Raw genomic sequence first — 20246 nt, 5'->3', positions numbered from 1 at the left:
CGCCTGACCCCTAAACCCCTTCCGGCCGGGACAAGCTCGCTGCTCCTTGGGCACATAAGCCCGACCCTGAGCCTGAGCAGTCCCACCCCGGCGCGAACCAAGCTCGAATGAAGGCTGTTGGGTACCAACCCGTTTGACCGCTAGGTAGAGCCCGCGCCAGGCAACGACCCCGGCCATCCAAAACCCCACCATCATCCATCCCGCAGCCACCACCGGCCGCCGGGCCACACCCCCACGCCCACACCCATCACAGGACCCTGTTGACACAAACCCTCATAGGCTGCTCAGGGAGCAGAGAGTGCGGCTTGCGCTCCTCTCGCCTCAGGGCCGGTCGCCCTCGGCGACCGGCCGTTCCGGGTCCGACGACCACTGCGAGAACGAACCCGGGAACAGCGCGGCGTCGATCCCCGTGATGGCAAGCGCCGCGATCTGGTGCGCGGCATTGATCCCGGAACCGCAGTAGACGACGACATCGGAGCCGGCCCCGCCGTCGATACCGACATCTGCGAACCGGCGTCGTAGCTCCTCCGCCGGACGGAAGCGGCCGGAGGTGTCGACGTTGTCCGCCGTCGGGACACTGATCGCCCCGGGGATGTGGCCGGCGCGCGGATCGACCGGTTCGACGTCGCCGCGATAGCGTTCGGCGGCCCGGGCGTCGAGCAGGTGTGCCGGCCCGGCCGCGACGTCGTCGATCGTCGCGACCGGCAGGTGTCCGGGGCTCAGGGTCACGTTGCCCGCTCGCGGCCGACCGCCGTCGCCCGTCGTCGTGCGCAGGCCTTCGGCACGCCACGCCGCGAGGCCGCCGTCGAGAAGTCGCACGTCGGCGACACCCGCCCACCGCAGCAGCCACCAGGCGCGCGCGGCCGCGAGGTTGCCGGAGTCGTCGTAGACCACCACCGGGACGGCGTCGTCGATCCCCCATCGCCGGGCCGCCTCCTGGAGGTCGGCGACGTCGGGCAGCGGATGCCTGCCGCCGACCGGCCCGGAGGGCGGGGCCGCCAGTTCGGAGTCGAGGTCGACGTAGACCGCACCGGGGATGTGACCCTCGCGATAGGCGTGCCGACCATCGAAGTCGCCCAGCTGCCAGCGCACGTCCAGCAGGATCGGCGGAGTCGCCAGCAGCATCTCGGCCAGCTCGAGCGGGGTGATGAGGACCTCGGCCATGGCGGCGAGGGTACCAACGCGAACCGATGGCAGAATGGGGCAATCCGCCCATGACCGGGCACCTGGCCCTCCGTCGCCCTGCCGTCACCACCCTCAGGAGTCCATCCCGTGGCGTTGTTTCCTGCCGTCGTCTTCGGACTCATCACGTTCTGGCTGCATCGGCGCATCGTCCGCGCGACCGCGATGCCGCGCCCCTGGTCGATCATCGCCGACGTGGCGATGGTCGTGCTGTGGGCGCTCGCCCTCATCGGCTTCGCCACCGGACGGGTGCTCGACCCGTCGTGGGCGCGGCCCATCGGCACGATCGGGCTGATCTGGCTCGCCGCCGTCTTCTACCTGTTCCTCGGCCTCGCGGTGGTGGGCCTCGTGTCGTTCGCCGCACACATCGTCCGCTGGATCCGGCGACGTCGATCCGGAGTGCAGGACAACCCCTCGTTCGCGGCCCGTCGGCTCAGCAAGCTCCGGGTCGCCACGGCCGCGGTCGTGGTGGTCGCGCTCGGGGTCACCGGCTACGGGGTGTGGGAAGCATCTCGCCCCCAGGTCGTCGACATCGACGCCACGTTCGCGAGCCTGCCGCCGCAGTTCGACGGAACGCGCATCGCGGTGATCTCCGACCTGCACGTCGGCCCGGCCCGTGACGCGTCGTTCACCCAGCGCGTCGTCGACGACGTCAACGAGCAGGAGCCGGATCTCGTCGTCCTCGTCGGCGACCTCACCGACGGCACCATCCCGAACGTCCGCGATACCCTCGAACCCCTCGCGGATCTGGATGCGCCTCTCGGGGTCTTCGGTGTGAGCGGCAACCACGAGTACTACGCCGACGACGGTGGTCGGTGGCTCGACGTCTGGGAGGAATTCGGCGTGCGCACGCTGCGCAACGCACGAGCGCCCATCGAGGTCGACGGCGCGACCATCACACTTGCCGGCGTCCACGACGCCACCGCCCCCGAACCGTACGAGCCCGACCTCCCGGYGGCGTTGGCGGGAACGTCTCCCGAAGACTTCACCCTGCTCCTCGCCCACCAGCCCAAGCAGGCCGTCGAGGCATCGGATCTGGGTGTCGACCTCCAGCTGTCCGGGCACACGCACGGCGGCCAGCTCTGGCCCATCCGCTACCTCGTCCGTGCCCAGCAGCCGACGATCACCGGGCTCGACCAGATCGGGAACACCACGATCTACACCACCCGCGGCGCCGGCGCCTGGGGCCCGCCGGTCCGTGTCCTCACGCCGCCGGAGATCACGATCCTCACGCTGCGATCGGCGCCGCCTGCCTCCTGAGGCGCGAGGAGCGAAAGCAACACCCCCTGCCCCCTGAGGTGCGAGGAGCGAAAGCGACGAGCCTCGAAGGGCTGGTGAGTTGACTCGCCGTCCCTTCGAGGCTCGCTTCGCTCGCACCTCAGGGAGCAGATGGGTGGGCTCGCTCCCTCCTCAGGGAGCAGATGGGTGGGCTCGCTCCCTCCTCAGGGAGCAGCAGGCCCGTTGATATCGGAAGGATGGGTCGCCAGTGGGGTGACCTTGATCCGCATGTACGGGAACAGCGGCAGACCTGACAGCAGGGTGTGCAGTTCGTCGTTCGACTCGACGTCGAAGATCGAGTAGTTGGAGTACTCCCCGACGATCCGCCAGATGTGCGGCCACTTGCCGGCGCGTTGTAGATCCTGCGAGTACGCCTTCTCCCGGGCGACCGTGTCGGCCCGGACGTCGGGGTCGAGGTCGTCGGGGATGGACACGTCCATCCGCACGTGGAACAGCATTACTTCGCCGGATCCAGCACGAAGTCGTAGGAGATGGTGAAGCCGCCCTTGCCGTCGTCCTTCGGGTCCAGCACCAGTTCGGGCTTGACGGCGCTGGCGACGTCGTCATCGTTGTGCGGGTCGCCCGGGAAGTACAGCTGTGCGGTCAGCTGCTCGTGGCCCGGTGCCGAGACCTTGAGGTGCAGGTGCGCGGGGCGCCACGGGTGCCAGCCGGCCGCGGAGATCATCTTCCCGCACGAGCCATCGGTCGGGATCATGTACGGCGCGGGCCGGATGGTGGTGATCTCGAAGCGGCCCTCGTCATCGGCGGTGAAGGTGCCGCGCAGATTCCACTCCGGGATTCCCGGCGCGAACTGCGAGTAGAAGCCGTCGTCGTCGGCGTGCCAGAGTTCGACAGTGGCGCCGGCGAGGGCGGTGCCGTCGCACGACCGGACCTGGCCGGTCCACACCAACGGGTCGCCGGGCTCGTTGTCCCGCATGGGCAGAGTGCCCTTGGCGCCGAGTTCCGGAGCGTCCGGGACGTAGTACGGGCCTTCGATGCTGCCCTTGTTGCCCTGACGATGCGAGGTCGCGACGTCCTCGACGACATGCTCCACCCAGACGTCGAGGAACAGCGGCCACTCGCCGTCCTCACCGACGTTGATGAGCCACGCCTTGAGCGCGTTGTACTCGTCGTAGGTCACCTTGTGCTTCCGGATCACCTCGTGCACGCCCGCGAGGACCTCGTTGATGAGGGTCGAGACACGTTCCGGCGCAGTGTCCTTCACTGCCTCGAACGGAGACTTGTCCGCGTGGAACCGCTCGGTGGCGGAGGCGCCGGACGCCGCGGCGGTGGCGACTTCCTGGGGATGCTCGGTGGTGGTCATGTTCTTCTCCTTGCTACTGGGTTCGTGGGGCTGCCACGAGACGTGTTGTGGGCGTGCGGGTCTAGTTGTCGGTGCGATAGCGGTCGAGCTTGTCCGGATCGATCTCGAAACCGATGCCCGGCGCGGTCGAACGGTGCAGGTGGCCATCGCGGATCTGCAACGGCTCGGTCAGCAGGTCGTCGCTCATGTCCAGGAAGTTCGACAGCTCACCCGCGTAGCGCGAGGTCAGCTCGAAGGCGCTGCCGAAGGCGAGCGTGCACGCCGTCCCGATCTGTCCGTCGATCTGGTTGCCCATGACGACCGGGACGCCCAACCCCTCGGCGAGGTGATGCGTGCGGCGTGAGGTGGTGAAACCCGACCGCGCGGTCTTGATGCTGACGGCGGTCGCCGACCGGCCGAGGATCTCGCGGGTGACGTCGGCTGGCGTGGGCACCGATTCGTCGGCGATGAACGGCACCGGCAGCTGTTCGACCAGCCACCGGCGACCGAGCACATCGGCTGCGTCGCAGAGCTCTTCGGCGAACAGCAGATCGAGGTCGGCCATCTCCCGCATGGCTCGCGCCGACTCGGCTGCGGTCCAGCCCCGATTGCCGTCGACGTAGAGTTCGACGTCGCTGCCGAACCGCTCGCGGAGCGCGCGGACGACCGCGGTGTCGAGGGATGCCGGGTGACGTCCGACCTTCACCTTGAAGGTGCGGATCCCGTAGGTGTCGACCATCTTCTCGGCTTCGGCGACCATCGCGGCCGGCTCGGCGAACCCGAGCATGTGACTGACGCGCATCCGGTCGGTGTAGCCGCCGAGCATGTCGCCGACCGGGAGTCCCAGCACCTTGCCCAACGCATCCCAGATCGCCATGTCCACAGCGGATTTCGCGGCCGGGTTGCCGACCGTGCGAGCCATCCGGGCGGCGACCACCTCACGCTCGAGCAAGGTCAGGCCGACGACCGCGGGCGCGAAGATGCCCTCGATCACGGCGATGATGCCGTCCTGGGTCTCGCCGTAGGTGAACGGGCGGGGCGGCGCCTCGGCGACGCCGACCACGCCGGCGTCGGTGTGCACCCGGACCAGCACGTGGGTCGCGGCGTGCACCTCGCCGGAGGCGAACCTCAGCGGCTTCACGTACGGGATGGCGAACGGAATCGCCTCCACAGCGGTGATTTTCACGGTTTCTCTCCAGATCGAGCACCCAGTCGGGTCCTCACGGAACGGTGGTCGGCAAGCTGGGTGTCGCGCGACTGTGCGGCGGCGGAATCGGCGAAGGCAGCGGCGATGACGTCGGCGACCGCGGTGACGACCGGGTCGTCGGAACCCGATCGCCAGGCGAGTGCCACCTCGACGGTGTCGGCATCGACGAGGTCGCGCACCACCAAACCGTCGAGCGGAAGTGACCGCACCGAGGCCGGGAGCAGGGCGACCCCCAGCCCGGCGGCGACCAGGGCCAGCAGCACCGCGGTACCCGGCGCCTGGTGCGCCCGGTGGGGAACGAAACCCGCTGCGCGACATGTCCGTATCGCGGCGTCGTTGACGGCCGAGTCCCGGCTGTCGTACAGCACGAACGGCTCGTGGCGGAGGTCGGCGACGGAGACCACGGGCTCGGCGGCCAGTCGGTGATCGACCGACACCGCGAGAACCATCGGCTCGACATCGATGACCGTCGTGTCGATGTGCTCCCCGATCGCCGGCGGGCGCAGGATCCCGAGGTCGAGGGTGCCGGCGCGCAGGGCGTCGCACTGGCCCGGCGTGAGCATGTCGGACTGGATACGAAGATCCACATCGGGCAACTCCCGCTTGACGACCCGCGCGATGCGCGGCAGATGGGAGAACGCGGCGATACCGGTGATACCGACCCGGACGAGGCCGCTGCGGCCGGCGGCGATCCGACGCACGCCGTCCACGGCTTCGTCCACGCCGGCGAGAATTCGCTCGGCCTGGGCCCTGAGGTACTGCCCGGCCGGGGTGAGCGACACCTGACGGGTGGTCCGCGTGAACAAGGTGACGTCGAGCTCGGCCTCGAGCTGGCGGATTGCGTACGACAGCGCGGGCTGTGCCACGTGCAACGACTCCGCTGCCTGCCCGAAATGACAGGTGTCGGCCACGGCGGCGAAGTACCGCAAGTGCCGTAGCTCCATGACCCGCCTCGTCTCGTACTGATCGACACCGCGGTTGTGACCGCGGACACGTCTCACGGTAGAGCGTCGATCCATACATGACAAAGACACAAATTGCGGCAATTGATTGACGCCATTGATCAATAGGCTGCTTGGCCAGGACTGGCAATTACCCGGGTGTGATCGCCACCACGTGCTGCCACAGTGCAGAGAGCAGCCCACTTCCTGGAGGTTTACGACCATGACCGCGTCCGTATCGGAACACTTGAATCATGTGAACTCGGTCCTCGACGACGCGGTCGTCGACGACCGAGACGCCGGTGTCTACCGCGCCAACCGGCGGATCTTCACCGATGAGGACATCTTCGATTTGGAGATGAAGCACATCTTCGAGGGCAACTGGATCTATCTCGCACACGAGAGCCAGGTCCCCGAACCTGGCGACTACTTCACCACCTACATCGGCCGGCAGCCCGTCGTCATCACCCGCGACAAGAACGGCGAGTTGCACTGCCTGATCAACGCCTGCGCGCACCGCGGCGCGATGATCTGCCGGCGCAAGACCGACAACCGGATGACCCTGACCTGCCCGTTCCACGGTTGGACGTTCCGCAACGACGGGACCCTTCTGAAGGTCAAGGATCCCGATGGGGCCGGTTACCCCGACACCTTCGACGTCGACGGCTCGCACAACCTGACCAAGGTCGCCCGCTTCGACAGTTACCGCGGCTTCCTGTTCGGCAGCCTCAACGAGGACGTCGCCTCGCTAGGGGAGCATCTCGGCGACACCCGACTGATCATCGACATGCTCGTCGACCAGTCGCCGGACGGCCTCGAGGTGCTCCGCGGCGCGTCGACCTACACCTACGACGGCAACTGGAAGGTGCAGGCGGAGAACGGCGCCGACGGCTACCACGTGACCGCAACCCACTGGAACTACGCGGCCACCACGTCTCGTCGCAGTACCGGGGAGTCGAAGAACGACACCAAGGCACTCGACGCCGGCGGTTGGGGAAAGTCCGGCGGCGGCTATTGGTCCTACCCCAACGGTCATCTGTGCCTGTGGACCTGGGCGGCCAATCCACAGGACCGTCCGCTGTGGGATTCGATGGAGCAGCTCAAGGAGATCCACGGCGACGCCAAGGGCGAGTTCATGGTGAAGGGTTCGCGCAATCTATGCCTGTACCCGAATGTCTATCTGATGGACCAGTTCTCGACGCAGATCCGCCACTTCCGTCCGATCGCGCCGGACAAGACCGAGGTCACCATCTACTGCATCGCGCCCAAGGGTGAGAGCGACTCCGCGCGGGCTCACCGCATCCGCCAGTACGAGGACTTCTTCAACGCGTCCGGGATGGCGACTCCCGACGACCTCGAGGAGTTCCGGTCGTGCCAGCTCACGTTCCGGGCGCAGGCCGCGCCGTGGAACGACATGAGCCGCGGTGCCGAGCACTGGCTCACCGGTCCCGATCCCGTCGCCGAATCGCTGGGCATGACCGGGGTCATCTCGGCCGGCGTCAAGAACGAGGACGAGGGGCTCTACCCGGTCCAGCACGGTTACTGGCTCGAGCGGATGCGCGCAGCTGCCGCGAAGGAAGAGGCGGCGGCCGAACAAGCAGCGGCCCCGGCCCAGTAGACCGCCGCCCAGCCCACCGCCCTGAAGGAGAGCACCATGACCACCGCTGAGACCAATTCCGCCGCTGTTGATCCCGCCGGGTCGGGCATATCCACCGGCGGAAAGCTCATCACCCAGAACATGATCGAGCAGTTCCTGTACCGCGAGGCCCGCTACCTCGACGACCGCGAATTCGAGAAGTGGCTCGACTGCTACGCCGACGACGTCGTGTACTGGATGCCGGCCTGGGACGACCGTGATCGTCTCACCGAGAACCCGCACCGCGAGATCTCGCTGATCTACTACGGCAACAAGGGCGGCCTCGAGGACCGGGTCTTCCGCATCCGCACCGAGCGGTCGTCGGCGACCTCACTGCCCGAACCCCGGACGAGCCACAACATCGGCAACGTCGAGGTCATCGAACGGCGCGGTGATCTCGTCGACGTCCGGTTCAACTGGCACACCATGTATTTCCGGTACAACACGGTCGACCCGTACTACGGGACCTCCTTCTACACGATCGACTTCTCCGGCGAGCAACCGCTGATCCGACGCAAGACGATCGTGCTGAAGAACGACTACATCCACCACGTGGTGGACATCTACCACTTCTAGGACCGGTCCATGACTGTCACCACCGACAACGGCGTCGGCGCCGACCTGCGAGCCCCCGACGGCGAGGCCACCATCCATCAGGTGGCGCTGTCCTTCGAAGACGGTGTCACGCGGTTCATCTCGTGCCGCGAGGACCAGACCGTCGCCGACGCCTCCTACCGTCAGCGGATCAACATCCCGCTGGACTGCCGCGACGGGGCCTGTGGAACGTGTAAGTCGTTCTGCGAGTCCGGCGATTTCGACGGCGGGGTATACATCGAGGACGCGCTCTCCGACGACGAGTCCGCCGCGGGCTATGCGCTCCCCTGCTGCATGAAGCCCAAGTCCGATCTCGTGCTGCAGATTCCGGCGACCTCCGATGTCGCCAAGACCCAGGCGTCCCGATTCACCGGCACCATCGTCGAACTCGATCGACTCTCGGACTCGACCATGCGTCTCGAGGTCCGGATCGAGAACCGCGGGGAGCTGGCGTTCCTGCCCGGACAGTACGTCAACATCGAGATCCCCGGCAGCGACGACGGCGAGGGCACCCCGGTGACCCGGTCGTACTCGTTTGCCAACGGCCCGCACGAGGACTGTCTCGTCTTCCTCATCAAGCTGAGTCCCGGCGGCGCGATGTCGACCTACCTGACCGACCGCGCCGCCCGCGGCGAGGAGATCGCGTTCACCGGTCCGCACGGATCGTTCTTCCTGCGCGAGGCCACCCGCCCCGTGCTGCTGCTGGCCGGCGGCACCGGCCTTGCGCCGATCCTGTCGATGTTGCGGAAGCTGCACGCCGACAACAGCCGTCGAAAAGTCCACCTCATCTACGGGGTGTCCACCGACACCGATCTGGTTGCCCTCGACGAGGTCGAGTTCTTCGCCGAGAAGCTGCCCGGTCTGACGTGGGACCACTGTGTCTCGGACCCGGCCAGTTCCGCGGTCAACAAGGGCTACGTGATGAGCCTGATCGAGCCGGCCCACCTCTACGACGGGGATGTCGCGATCTACCTGTGCGGTCCGCCGCCGATGGTGGAGTCGGTTCGCAAGCACGTCGCCCAGGCCGGCATCGCGCCGACGGGCTTCTACTACGAGAAGTTCGCGCTCGCGGCGCGTCCGGAGGCCGGTGCCGACGACGGCACAGTCGACGAGACCGAGGTGCTCACCGACGAAACCGCCCGGGTGGCGACGCCGGAGGCGAGACCGGCGCCCGCGCCGGACGCCGACGACCCGATCATCGTGGCGTCCGACGCCCGGTCGATCGCCGGTCAGCAGACCCTTCCGGCCGCCGACCTCGTGTCGTGGTCGGGCACCCGGCCGGCCGTTGGCGCCGACGACTCGCTGACCCGCATCGCGGGACAGCCGATGTGGAACACCGAATCCGATGACCGCGGACTGGACTCCGATGCGGGGTTGCTGCGACCGACGGCGTCGCATCCGGCGGGTCCGGCACGGTCGATCGCCGGGCAGGAGGTGTTCGCGCCGTCGAGCCTGGAACCGCTGCACGAAGCGGTTCCCGCGGTGGCGACCGAAACGCCCACCGTCGGGGACACCGTGGCGGGACCGGCAGTCGTCGGTTCGCAGGGCTACCAGATCGGCGAGGAGCATCCGGCGATCCACGAGTCGGACGCCCTGTTCGAGGCCCGGGCCGCCCTGGAACTGGGCGCACTCGAGCTGACGTTCGGGCGCTTGTCCATGCAACAGCTGGCCGGTTACCGTCTGCTCGCCGACGCCACGGTGCCGTACGTGGACGGTGATCGCTTCGTCGATGCCGCGGAGTACACCGAGACCAACGCCGCGTTCCACGACTACCTCTTCGCCCAGACCGGTAACGATCACCTGCTCGAGGCCTACAAGGCGCTCGGCGTCAAGGGCCGCATGAGTGAGGTGCTACGGAACGCGACCTGGTGTCACCCGTTGTGCGCGCAGGACCACATCGATATCGTCTCGGCGTTCGAGGCCGGGGACCACGACGCGGCACGAGCACTCATCACCGCACATGCCGACCGGTCGAAGCAGACCATGCGCCGAGCGATGGCCGACGAATCGGTTTCGCGTCGACCGCGTTTCGTCACCCCGGGCCGGTTCGCCGGCAAGGTCGTCGTCATCACCGGTGCCGCGCAGGGGATCGGCGAGCAGACCGCCCGGCGAATCAGCGCCGAGGGCGGCAAGGTCGTCCTCGCCGACCGATCGGAACTGGTCGCCGAGGTGGCCCGCGATCTCGAAGCGAACGGTCCCGGCGCGGCAGCCGCCATCGCCGATCTGGAGGGTTTCGGCGGCGCCGAGTCGGTGATCCGGCAGGCGTTGTCCACGTACGGTCGGGTGGATGTGCTGATCAACAACGTGGGCGGCGCCATCAACTTCAAACCGTTCGTCGAGTTCACCGAGGAGCAGATCCGGGCCGAGATCGACCGGTCGCTGATGACGACGCTGTACGCGTGCCGGGCGGTCCTGCCGTCGATGACACGCGCCGGGGGCGGGGTGATCGTCAACGTCTCCTCGGCGGCGACGCGAGGCATTCACCGGATCCCGTACTCGGCGGCGAAGGGGGCGGTGAACGCGTTGACCGCGTCACTGGCGATGGAGTACGCCGACGACGGCATCCGAGTGGTCGCCACGGCGCCGGGAGGCACCGAGGCACCGCCGCGTCGGATCTCACGCGGTACACCGGAGCCGCGCAACGAGATCGAGTCACAGTGGTATCAGGCCCACATCGACCAGACGATCGCGTCGTCGTCGCTGCACCGGTACGGCACCCTCGACGAGCAGGCGGCCGCCATCTGCTTTCTCGCTTCCGACGAGGCGTCGTACATCACCGGGACCGTGCTGCCCGTCGCCGGCGGCGATCAGGGTTGAGCTGCTGACTAGTATGGACCGATGATGGTCACCGGCGGGTGCGTCGGCCGCGACCGCGAGATCGAATTGCTCTTCTCGCGGCTCGACGCCGTGTCGGAGTCGGGTTTTCTGGCCGTCACGGGAGATCCCGGAATCGGCAAGTCGACGCTGCTGAGGCACCTGGTCCGGCGGCGGCTGTCCGCTCCGACAACCGGTTCCACGTTGTGGGCCGCGGTCTCACCGTGGCGAGCGCACACGCCCGGCGCACTCATCCGGCAGCTGGTACAGGACCGGCCCGACGCCACACCCGCGACAGCTGCCGACCCGACCCCGGACGACCTGCTCGACGCACTACTCGCAGCGGTCACCACTCCTGCAGAGTCATCGACCGAGGTGCCCGGCGACACCGCCGGACTCATCGCCGTCGACGACGCCGACCTCGCCGACGAGGAGTCACTGCAGGCGTTGGTCTCACTCACCCGAGAACACCGGGATCGCCGAATCCTGGTCGCCCTCACCATGTCTCGGCCGGGTACCCGGCTCGTCGGCAACGCACTCGACGAGCTACGACTCGACGGCCTGGACCCAACGGGTACTGCCGACCTCGCCGCGCAGCGCGGCATCGTGCTGCACCCGGCGATGCGGGAGGAACTGGCCCGGCACACCGGCGGGAATCCCCGCGACATCGTGGCCCTGCTCGACGAGGTCCCGCCAGGCACCTGGTCCCGCACCGGCGTGGGACTGCCTGCGCCGGCCCATGTCATCGCGATGGTGCGGAAGCGATTGCCGGACAACGGCACCTCGGCTCGCGCGCTCATCGAAGCGCTCGCGATCCTCGACCCGGCCGAGCCCCTCGCCACCGCGATTGCGCTCGCCGGGATCACCGACCCCCTGGCCGCGATCGACGACGCGCGCGCAACCGGTCTGGTGACGGACGACAGGGCATTGACACCCGCGGAGGCGCAACCGCGTCTCGCGGGTCCCCTGGTGCGGGCCGCCGTCCTCGAGGTCCTCGGCATGAAGACCGTGGGCGACGCCCACCGTCGGGCCGCGGACCTCGTCGACGACCCTGCCCGACAGCTCCATCACCGCGTCGCGGCCACCTCGACGGTCGACGCCGCCCTCGCCGACGCCCTCACCGACCTGGCACGCGCCCGCGGCGCCGACGGTGCGTGGGCCGAGGCCGCCGGGCTGTACGGGCAGGCGGGCCGGCTCACCCCCGATCCGTTGCAGCGCGACACACGGGTGACGCTCGCGGTCGATTCGCTCCTCGCCGCTGGCGACTGCACCGGTGCCGGCGCCCTCGTACCGACCGTGGAGAGCCTGCGCGAGACACCACTGCGCAATGCGACCCTGGCGTACCTCGCCATCCTGCGGGGCCGGTCGGCGGAGGCACAGCTGCGTCTCGACCGGGCGTGGGCGATCGTCAACGTCGAGCGGGAACCCGATGTCGCCGCCCTGATCGCGCAACGTTTCGTCCTGCACAACCTGGTCCGATGCCAGGGCACCGAGTTGGTGGACTGGGCCGATCGCGCGGACGCGATGGCCGACGCCGGATCGGCCGCCCGAGTGGAGGCCGCCGTCATCCGTGGACTCGGACTGGCCTGGTCGGGACACCCGGATGCCGCACGCGCCGAGTACCAGACGGTGTCGGAACGGGTTCGATACGGCGCGCAGGCGCAGCGTGCGATCATGGGTCGCGGTTGGCTCGAACTCGGCCTCGACGAGATCGACGCTGCGCGTACCGATCTCGAAACCGCCGTGTCGATGGCGCAGCTCGGTGGCTCCACCCGGATCACGTTGTGGGCGCTGGCCTGGCTCGCCCGGGTCCAGTTCCTCACCGGCGACTGGGACGATGCGCTGCGCGGCGTCGAGGCCGGCCGCGCGCTCGCCCGCAACAGCGGCATCGCGCTCACCACGCCCCTGCTCAACTGGACTGCGAGCCAGATTTATTCGCTGCGCGGGAACTGGGAGGACGCGCATGGAAGTATCGCACAGAGCAGCACCTCCATCGGCGACTACGAGATCATGCGGATACCGGACCTGCTGGCCCGGGCCCAACTGGCGGAGGCCGCAGCCGACTACGGCAAGGTCCGGCGGATACTGACGCCGCTCGTCGCGATGGCCGAGTCCGTCCCGGCCCTGTCCGAGCCGGGCCTGTGGCCGTGGGTCGACGTCCTCGCCAACGCACTGGTCCTCGAGGGACGGCACGAGGCCGCCGACGATCTGCTGCGACGCTACGAGATCCGGTCCGCCGAGCGGGGCCACCGGTCGTCGGCAGCCCGGATGAAGTACGCGCGCGGCCGCCACCTCGGCGCAACCGGTGACATCCACGGAGCACGGCGCACCTTCGAGGAGGGCATCGAACTCCTCGACGGTCTCGGCCTGCGCTACGACCAGGCGCGGGTGAACTTCGCCTACGGCCAGACGTTGCGACGTGCGGGCAAGCGCCGGGTCGCCGACGCCGTCATCGGGACTGCCCGCGACCTGTATCTGTCACTCGGCGCGACCACCTACGTCGAACGCTGTGAACGCGAACTGAAGGCGGGCGGTCTCGCGACGTCGCGTGGTGAGAACCACACCGCCACAAAGGGTGCCGCCGAACTCACGCCGCAGGAGGAGGCAGTGACCGCCCTTGTCGCGCGCGGCCTGTCGAACCGGGAGGTGGCGGCCGAGCTCTACATCTCACCGAAGACGGTGCAGTACCACCTGACCCGGATCTACGCGAAGCTCGGTGTGCGGTCCCGCGCCGAACTCGCAGCCACCCGCCGGTGACGTCGACCGTGCGTCAGACTCCGTCGACCGTGCGTGTGTACCTGCAGGCGATCTATGCTCCGGCCGTCGCGTAGGCGGCGGTGCGGTCGGTGACCGACGCACCGGTCCGGTCCTCGATCATCCCCAGGTCCACGCCCGGGGCGAACTCGACGACGTCGAATCCCGTTCCGGCGATGTCGAACACACCGAGGTCGGTGATCACGCGACTCACCACGCCGCGGCCGGTCAGCGGGAGCGCGCAGCCCTCGAGCAGCTTGGGCTCACCCTTCTTGGTGACGTGATCCATGAGCACGATGACCCGGCCGGCGCCGTTGACGAGGTCCATGGCGCCACCGATGCCCTTGACGAGGGCACCCGGCACCATCCAGTTGGCCAGGTCGCCGTTCATCGCGACTTGCATGCCGCCGAGGACCGCGACGTCGACGTGGCCGCCGCGGATCATCGCGAAGCTCGTGGCCGAATCGAAGTACGACGCCCCGGGCAGGACCGACACGGTCTGCTTGCCGGCGTTGATGAGGTCGGGGTCGACCTCGTCGTCGTAGGGAAACGGTCCGACCCCGAGGATGCCGTTCTCGGCGTGCAGGTGGACGCCGGAGTTGTCGGGCATGAGGTCCGGAATCATGGTGGGCAAACCGATTCCCAGGTTGACGTAGTCACCGGGGGTGAGTTCGCGGGCGGCCCGGGCGGCCATCTCGGTACGGGTCCAGGTCATGTCGGCACTCCTAGGCTGACGGCGATGCGGTGGGACGTTCACGGACGGTGCGCTTCTCGATCCCCTTGCGCGCGACCTGTTCCGGCGCGAGTTCGACGATCCGCTGCACGAAGATGCCGGGCAGATGGATCTCGTCGGGTCCGAGCTCGCCGACCTCGACCACCTTCTCCGCCTCGACGATGGTGATGCGCCCGGCCATCGCCGCCGGCGGATTGAAATTGCGTGCGGCAGCATGAAATCTGCAGTTGCCATCCGTGTCGACGACGGCGGCCCGGATGAGTGCGTAGTCGGTGACGATCGACTCCTCGAGGACCATCTCCCGACCGTGAAAGGTCCGAACCTCCTTGGGCGGGGACGCCTCCGCGATGGTGCCGTCGGAGTGGTAGCGCCAGGGCAGTCCGCCTTCGGCGACAAGCGTGCCGACACCGGTGGGGGTGAAGAACGCCCCGATCCCGCTTCCGCCGGCGCGCATGCGTTCGGCGAGGGTGCCCTGAGGGGTGAGTTCGACGGTGACCTCGCCGGACAGGAACTGGCGGCCGAACTCCTTGTTCTCACCGATGTAGGACGCGACGACCCGATCGATGCGCCGGGCCTCCAGCAGCAGACCCAGACCCGCACCGTCGGCTCCGCAGTTGTTGGAGACGATGGTCAGGTTCGCCGCCCCCTGCTCGAGGAGCGCGTCGATCAGGAAGCCGGGGATGCCGGCCAGCCCGAAGCCGCCGACCGCGATGCTCGCACCGTCGGGGATGTCGGCGACCGCCTCGGCGGCCGACGCCGCGAGTTTGGTCGGGCCGCCGGGACGGTCGACGACCGTCGTCGTGGCCGCACTGTCGCGAGTGCTCATTGCTGCTCCAGGTGTTCGATGAGTGCGGGAGTGATGGTGTCGACTTGTTCCGCGTTGGCCAGGTGGGCCGAGTCCGGGACCACCAGCAGGCGGCCGTTAGGCACGGCATCGACGATGTCGCGCAACAGATCCGGCGGTGTCGCCGGGTCATCGGCACCGGCGATCGCCAGTGTGGGCGCGATGATCGACGACAGGTCGGATCGCTGATCCATGGCGGAGATCGCCTCGCAGCAGGCCGCGTATCCCTCGGCAGGAGTGGCGGCGACCATGGCCTCGAACTGCTGTCGGGCTTCGGTGTTCGCGGCGAGGTAGCCAGGAGTGAACCACCGCTGGACCACGGCCGCGGCGACCGCCGAGGTGCCGTCGGCGCGCACGAGTGCGGCACGGTCCGTCCAGCCCTGCGCCGGTGGCAGATACGCCGCCGTGCACAGCAGGGCCAGCCGATCCACTCGTTCGGGATTGCGTGCGGCGACGCGCATCATGGTCATCCCGCCGAGCGACAGCCCGACGAGGTGTGCTCGTTCGATGTCGAAGCGGTCCAGCAGCGCGATGACGTCATCGGCCAACTCATCGATCGAGTACGGCCCCGGTGGCACCGGCGAATCGCCGTGCCCCCGGGTGTCATAGCGCACCACGCGGAATCGCTCTTCGAGCGCGGCGACCTGCGAATCCCACATCCGATGCGTCGAACCCAGCGAGTTGGACAGTACGACCGCCGGTCCGTCGGGACGTCCGGTGACGACGGCGTGCACCTGCGCGCTCATCGGGTCGCCTCGAAGATAGCGGCGAGTCCCTGTCCGCCGCCGATGCACATCGTCTCCAGGACGAATCGGGCGTCACGCCGGCGCGCTTCGTAGGCCGCGGTGGCGAGGATGCGGGCGCCGGTGGCTCCGATGGGATGACCCAGCGAGATCCCGGACCCGTTGGGGTTCAGTCGTTCATCGGTCGGGTCGACCTTCCACTCCGCCAGGCAGGCGAGCACCTGGGCAGCGAAGGCTTCGTTGAGTTCGATGAGGTCGATCTCGTCGAGCGTGAGGTCGGCGCGGTCGAGGGCGGCGGCGGTGGCCCCGACCGGGCCGATGCCCATGACCTCGGGCTCGCAACCGGTGACGGCCCACGAACGCAGGGCGAGAAGGGGTTCCAGTCCGCGGCGCTCCGCCTCGGCGCGTGTGGTGACCACAGCCATGGCCGCACCGTCGTTCTGGCCCGAGGCGTTTCCGGCCGTGACCGTCGACTCGCCGTCGATCTTGAGCCTGATGGGACGCAGCGCTGCAAGCGATTCCGCAGTAGCGTCCGCTCGCGGGTGCTCATCGCGGTCGACGACGGTGTCGGGACGGCCACGTCGGCCCGGGATGGTGACGGGCACCAACTCGTCGGTGAAGCGGCCGCTGTCGTGCGCCGCGATCGCCCGTTCGTGGGATCGGGCCGCGAACTCGTCCTGCTCGGTCCGCGAGATGCCGTACCGCGCACGGAGATTCTCGGCGGTCTCGATCATCCCGCCCGGTACCGGGTGTGACTCGCCGCCCGCGGTCAGACGCCCGCGGTCGAGGCGATCGCGGAGTTCCACGCCACCCTGCTTGATCCCCGACCGAAGACCCAGCGCGTAGTGCTCGACGGTCGACATCGACTCGGCGCCACCGGCGACGACGAGGCGCGCACCGCCGGTCGCGACCATCGACGCCCCGGTCAGGATCGCCTGTAACCCGGAACCGCAGCGACGGTCGATCTGCATTCCGGGTACGCCGACTCCGAGACCGGCGTCCAGAGCCGCGATGCGACCGAGCGCCGGCGACTCACCGTTGGCATAGCCCTGCCCGAGGATCACGTCGTCGACATCACCCTCCTCGAGTCCGGTGCGCCGGACGAGTTCGCGAAGGAGGTCGGTGGCCAGTCGGGTGACGGGCACGGTCGACAGCGCCCCACCCATGCGCCCGACCGGGGTACGCAGTGGCGAACAGACAACGATGTCGGTACCCGCGTCCGTGGTGAGAGATGCCATGAGTCCACCCTAGGAAGCAACAGCGATATGCAGAAGTATCCATATCCCGGCATTTGATATGGAGCAGATATCAACGCTCTAGACTGACTCCATGGAACTGCGACACCTGCGCTACTTCCGCGCCGTCGCCGAGGAGCTGCACTTCGGCCGGGCCGCCGAGCGGCTCCACATGGCCCAGCCACCGCTGTCTCAGCAGATCCGCCAGCTGGAGGACGAGCTCGGTGTCGCACTGCTGGCCCGGTCGACGCGTCGTGTCGAGCTGACCCCGGCAGGTGCGGATTACCTGCAGCGAGCCGTCGCGATCCTGGACTCGGTCGACGCCGCTGCACGACAGGCGCAACGGATCGCCGACGGGCGGCAGGGCAACCTCGCGATCGGGTGCGTGGGTTCGGCCACCTACTCGCTGTTGCCCGCGCTCGTGCGCGCACTGAGCGACGAACTGCCCGATGTGGACGTCCACGTTCGCGGCGAGATGCTGGCACCGGCCCAGATCGCCGCGCTCGAGTCCGGGGACATCGACCTTGCCTTACTGCGCATGCCCATCAACACCACCGGACTGCGGGTCGAGTCGATCCGCAGCGACCGCCTCATCGTGGCACTGCCCCACGATCATCCGCTCGCCCACGGCGCATCGGATACGCCCGTCGACCTCGCGCTGTTGGGCGGCGACGACTTCATCGTGCACGCGGGCAGCGGGAAGTCGGTCATGCACGGGGTCCTGTCGGCGGCCGCCGGACGCGCGGGATTCGTCCCGCGCATCCGGCACGAGGTCGAGGAGACGTCGACGCTGGTGACACTCGTCGCCGCGGGGGTGGGGGTCGCCCTGGTCCCTGAACCCACCTCAGCGCTCGGTATACCCGGCGTCGTCTACCGCCCGCTCGACACCGACGACGAGGTCGAACTGGCCGTCGCGTTCCCCGACGGGCCCCAGTCCCCGCTCGTCGACCGGGTCCTGGCGGTGTTGCGCACACTCTCCTGAACGCCGCAAACCCACCCCTTTTCGGTATATCCACCCACCACACAGGGGGTGGAAACACCGAAAAGAGGTGGGTTTGCGAATGTCTCGGATCAGCGGTGGGTGAAGTTCGGGTCCCGCTTCTCGACGAAGGCGGCCATGCCCTCGGTCTGGTCGTCGGTCGCGAACGTGGAGTAGAACAGCGCGCGCTCGGCGCGGACACCCTCGACGAGGCTCGACTCGAACGCGCGATTGACCGCGTCCTTGGCGGCGGCGGACGCGATCAGCGACTTCGAGGCGATGACCTCGGCGACCTCGATGGCGGCGGCGCGGCAGTCCTCCTTGGGAACGACGCGCGAGACGAGGCCGAGGCGTTCGGCCTCGTCGACCTTCATCTGGCGGCCGGTCAGCACCATGTCCATCGCCTTGGCCTTGCCCACGGCGCGGGTGAGACGCTGCGAGCCGCCGATCCCGGGGATGACGCCGAGGTTGATCTCGGGCTGACCGAAGACGGCGTTGTCGCCGGCGATGATGGTGTCGCACAGCATCGCGAGCTCGCAGCCGCCGCCGAGGGCGTAGCCGGTGACGGCGGCGATGATCGGCGTGCGAGCCCGCGACAGCTCATCCCAGGCACCGAAGAACTGCTCGTTGACCACGTCCGCGTAGGACTTCGACGACATCTCCTTGATGTCGGCACCCGCGGCGAACGCCTTTTCCGAGCCGGTGATCACGATGGCGCCGATCCCCTGGTCGACGTCGAACTCCCGGACGGCACCGACCACTTCGTTCATCAGCTCGGTGTTGAGGGCGTTCAGTGCCTTGGGGCGGTTGAGGGTGATGATGCCCACCCGGCCGCTGGTCTCGACGATGATGGTCTGGTGTTCGGTCACGGTCAGTCCTCTTTCGGTTCGGTGACGGGCGGGATGTTACGGGCTGACTCCCACCCGGGGAAGGTCTCGGTCAGACGGTCGGGAACGTGAGGTCGTCGGGCAGTGGCGCGAAGAAGGCGTCGACGGCGTCCCCGGAGAACGTGGCCCACTTCGGATCGCGGTCCTTGTCGATGACCTGGGCGCGGATGCCCTCGGCCATGTCGGGATGCAGCAGGCAACGCACCGACACGCGATACTCGCGCACCAGGGTGTCCTCCAGGGTCGCGTCGCCGGCTGCCTCGCGCAGCGAACGCAGGGTGACGACCAGTGCAGTCGGGCTCTTCGCCTCGATCGCGTCGGCGGTCTTGTCCGCGAAGGGCGAGCCCACCGCGCGGCATCGTTCGACGATCTCCGAGACCGAATCGGCCGCAAACGCTTCCGCGATCCATCCGCGATGTTCGGCGAGTTCGGAAGCCGGCGCGTCGACGGCGTGCGCGGACAGTGCCGCCTCGATTCCCGACTCGCCGATCACGGCGAGGAACGCCGGCAGCGACTCCGACGGGACGAAGTGATCGGCCAGGCCCATCGCGATGGCGTCGGCGCCGCGCAGGTGACCGGCGGTGAGGCCGGCGTAGGTTCCGAGCCCATCCGGAACGCGCGAAAGCAGATGCGTACCACCGACATCGGGCACGAAGCCGATACCCACCTCGGGCATCGCGAGTTTCGTACGGTCGGTGACGATGCGGATGTCGCCGTGCGCGGAGACCCCGACACCGCCGCCCATCACGATGCCGTCCATGATCGCGACATACGGCTTGGGATAGCCCGAGATCAGCGCGTTCAGACGGTATTCGTCGAACCAGAACCTCGCCGACGGCGACTGCTCGGCGTCACGATCGGTCGACTCGGGATTACCGCTCAACGCGGACGCGTCGCGATGGATGGCGACGATGTCGCCACCGGCGCAGAGGCCCCGCTCACCGGCGCCGGAGAGAACGACGGCCTCGACCGCGTCATCGGCGGCCCAGGCCGCGAGGTGCTCGGCCATTGAGCCGACCATCTCGTGATCGATCGCGTTGATGGACTTCGGACGGTTCAGGATCAGCGACCGCGCCGACCCGTTCTCCTCCGTCAAGACCGATGGTTCCGACACGG

At 68.4% G+C, this 20246-nt stretch carries 17 protein-coding genes; 6 read left to right on the top strand and 11 right to left on the bottom strand.

From position 1 onward, the window contains the following. Window positions 1-321 precede the first annotated feature (321 nt). A complete protein-coding gene (locus A9310_RS23250; protein ID WP_065632580.1) occupies window positions 322-1164 on the bottom strand; it encodes a sulfurtransferase in 843 nt (280 codons plus the stop codon). A gap of 108 nt (window positions 1165-1272) precedes the next feature. Between A9310_RS23250 and A9310_RS23245 the strand changes: the two genes are divergently transcribed. Continuing rightward, a complete protein-coding gene (locus A9310_RS23245) occupies window positions 1273-2442 on the top strand; it encodes a metallophosphoesterase (protein WP_065632579.1) in 1170 nt (389 codons plus the stop codon). A 182-nt stretch (window positions 2443-2624) separates the two neighbouring features. Here A9310_RS23245 and catC read toward each other — a convergent pair whose 3' ends face one another. From catC to A9310_RS23225, 4 genes are all read right to left on the bottom strand, one after another. After that, window positions 2625-2918 carry a muconolactone Delta-isomerase gene (gene catC, locus A9310_RS23240; RefSeq protein ID WP_065632578.1) on the bottom strand — a complete coding sequence of 98 codons (294 nt, stop codon included), beginning with the start codon at window positions 2916-2918 and terminating at the stop codon, window positions 2625-2627. Further along, complete coding sequence (gene catA / locus A9310_RS23235; RefSeq protein ID WP_065632577.1) at window positions 2918-3784, bottom strand: catechol 1,2-dioxygenase; 867 nt, start codon at window positions 3782-3784, stop codon at window positions 2918-2920. The genes catC and catA overlap by 1 nt, the downstream gene beginning before the upstream one ends. A gap of 61 nt (window positions 3785-3845) precedes the next feature. Continuing rightward, window positions 3846-4949, bottom strand: coding sequence for a mandelate racemase/muconate lactonizing enzyme family protein (locus A9310_RS23230; protein ID WP_065632576.1), 1104 nt, complete (start codon window positions 4947-4949; stop codon window positions 3846-3848). Further along, the gene (locus tag A9310_RS23225) at window positions 4946-5914 is read right to left on the bottom strand and encodes a LysR family transcriptional regulator (RefSeq protein WP_065632613.1); all 969 of its coding nucleotides are present in this window, start codon (window positions 5912-5914) and stop codon (window positions 4946-4948) included. The genes A9310_RS23230 and A9310_RS23225 overlap by 4 nt, the downstream gene beginning before the upstream one ends. Window positions 5915-6134: 220 nt before the next feature. Here A9310_RS23225 and benA point away from each other — a divergent pair, with 220 nt between their 5' ends. From benA to A9310_RS23205, 4 genes are read left to right on the top strand one after another with little or no spacing between them, the layout of a single operon-like run. Next, window positions 6135-7529: a benzoate 1,2-dioxygenase large subunit gene (gene benA, locus A9310_RS23220; protein ID WP_065632575.1), complete on the top strand. Its 1395-nt coding sequence runs from the start codon at window positions 6135-6137 to the stop codon at window positions 7527-7529. 36 nt (window positions 7530-7565) lie between these two features. Then, entirely contained in the window at window positions 7566-8123 is a 558-nt protein-coding gene (gene benB, locus A9310_RS23215) for a benzoate 1,2-dioxygenase small subunit (RefSeq protein WP_065632574.1), read from the top strand. Between the two features lie 9 nt (window positions 8124-8132). Further along, entirely contained in the window at window positions 8133-10958 is a 2826-nt protein-coding gene (benC, locus tag A9310_RS23210) for a benzoate 1,2-dioxygenase electron transfer component BenC (protein ID WP_065632573.1), read from the top strand. Between the two features lie 21 nt (window positions 10959-10979). After that, window positions 10980-13712, top strand: a complete 2733-nt coding sequence (locus A9310_RS23205) for a LuxR family transcriptional regulator (protein WP_065632572.1) — start codon at window positions 10980-10982, stop codon at window positions 13710-13712. Between the two features lie 52 nt (window positions 13713-13764). On the opposite strand, the gene A9310_RS23200 is transcribed toward A9310_RS23205, so the two are convergent. From A9310_RS23200 to A9310_RS23185, 4 genes are read right to left on the bottom strand one after another with little or no spacing between them, the layout of a single operon-like run. Next, a complete protein-coding gene (locus A9310_RS23200) occupies window positions 13765-14424 on the bottom strand; it encodes a 3-oxoacid CoA-transferase subunit B (protein ID WP_065632571.1) in 660 nt (219 codons plus the stop codon). Window positions 14425-14434: 10 nt separating this feature from the next. Further along, the gene (locus A9310_RS23195) at window positions 14435-15268 is read right to left on the bottom strand and encodes a CoA transferase subunit A (protein WP_065632570.1); all 834 of its coding nucleotides are present in this window, start codon (window positions 15266-15268) and stop codon (window positions 14435-14437) included. Continuing rightward, window positions 15265-16032 carry a 3-oxoadipate enol-lactonase gene (pcaD, locus tag A9310_RS23190; protein WP_065632569.1) on the bottom strand — a complete coding sequence of 256 codons (768 nt, stop codon included), beginning with the start codon at window positions 16030-16032 and terminating at the stop codon, window positions 15265-15267. Before pcaD ends, A9310_RS23195 begins: the two co-directional genes overlap by 4 nt. Next, complete coding sequence (locus tag A9310_RS23185; protein WP_065632568.1) at window positions 16029-17267, bottom strand: acetyl-CoA C-acetyltransferase; 1239 nt, start codon at window positions 17265-17267, stop codon at window positions 16029-16031. The genes pcaD and A9310_RS23185 overlap by 4 nt, the downstream gene beginning before the upstream one ends. 91 nt (window positions 17268-17358) lie before the next feature. Between A9310_RS23185 and A9310_RS23180 the strand changes: the two genes are divergently transcribed. Continuing rightward, window positions 17359-18246, top strand: a complete 888-nt coding sequence (locus A9310_RS23180) for a LysR substrate-binding domain-containing protein (protein WP_065632567.1) — start codon at window positions 17359-17361, stop codon at window positions 18244-18246. An 89-nt stretch (window positions 18247-18335) separates the two neighbouring features. Here the strand turns inward: A9310_RS23180 and A9310_RS23175 are convergent, their stop codons facing one another. Both A9310_RS23175 and A9310_RS23170 read right to left on the bottom strand, forming a co-directional pair. Next, complete coding sequence (locus A9310_RS23175) at window positions 18336-19112, bottom strand: enoyl-CoA hydratase (protein ID WP_058249749.1); 777 nt, start codon at window positions 19110-19112, stop codon at window positions 18336-18338. A gap of 70 nt (window positions 19113-19182) precedes the next feature. Beyond that, window positions 19183-20244: an enoyl-CoA hydratase/isomerase family protein gene (locus A9310_RS23170; RefSeq protein ID WP_065632566.1), complete on the bottom strand. Its 1062-nt coding sequence runs from the start codon at window positions 20242-20244 to the stop codon at window positions 19183-19185. Window positions 20245-20246 lie beyond the last annotated feature (2 nt).

The organism is Gordonia sp. UCD-TK1 (genome assembly GCF_001691435.1).
GTDB lineage: Bacteria > Actinomycetota > Actinomycetes > Mycobacteriales > Mycobacteriaceae > Gordonia > Gordonia hongkongensis.
Note: the sequence above shows the minus strand (reverse complement) of the source record. Positions and strands in the feature narration are given on the sequence as shown.

What these genes read in the sequence shown, in the direction of transcription:
- benB (WP_065632574.1), top strand. Translation starts at nt 7,566, where the DNA reads ATGACCACCGCTGAGACCAATTCCGCCGCTGTTGATCCCGCCGGGTCG.
- pcaD (WP_065632569.1), bottom strand. Translation starts at nt 16,032, where the DNA reads ATGAGCGCGCAGGTGCACGCCGTCGTCACCGGACGTCCCGACGGACCG.
- A9310_RS23225 (WP_065632613.1), bottom strand. Translation starts at nt 5,914, where the DNA reads ATGGAGCTACGGCACTTGCGGTACTTCGCCGCCGTGGCCGACACCTGT.
- A9310_RS23250 (WP_065632580.1), bottom strand. Translation starts at nt 1,164, where the DNA reads ATGGCCGAGGTCCTCATCACCCCGCTCGAGCTGGCCGAGATGCTGCTG.
- A9310_RS23200 (WP_065632571.1), bottom strand. Translation starts at nt 14,424, where the DNA reads ATGACCTGGACCCGTACCGAGATGGCCGCCCGGGCCGCCCGCGAACTC.
- catC (WP_065632578.1), bottom strand. Translation starts at nt 2,918, where the DNA reads ATGCTGTTCCACGTGCGGATGGACGTGTCCATCCCCGACGACCTCGAC.
- A9310_RS23205 (WP_065632572.1), top strand. Translation starts at nt 10,980, where the DNA reads ATGATGGTCACCGGCGGGTGCGTCGGCCGCGACCGCGAGATCGAATTG.
- catA (WP_065632577.1), bottom strand. Translation starts at nt 3,784, where the DNA reads ATGACCACCACCGAGCATCCCCAGGAAGTCGCCACCGCCGCGGCGTCC.
- A9310_RS23195 (WP_065632570.1), bottom strand. Translation starts at nt 15,268, where the DNA reads ATGAGCACTCGCGACAGTGCGGCCACGACGACGGTCGTCGACCGTCCC.
- A9310_RS23180 (WP_065632567.1), top strand. Translation starts at nt 17,359, where the DNA reads ATGGAACTGCGACACCTGCGCTACTTCCGCGCCGTCGCCGAGGAGCTG.
- A9310_RS23185 (WP_065632568.1), bottom strand. Translation starts at nt 17,267, where the DNA reads ATGGCATCTCTCACCACGGACGCGGGTACCGACATCGTTGTCTGTTCG.
- benC (WP_065632573.1), top strand. Translation starts at nt 8,133, where the DNA reads ATGACTGTCACCACCGACAACGGCGTCGGCGCCGACCTGCGAGCCCCC.
- benA (WP_065632575.1), top strand. Translation starts at nt 6,135, where the DNA reads ATGACCGCGTCCGTATCGGAACACTTGAATCATGTGAACTCGGTCCTC.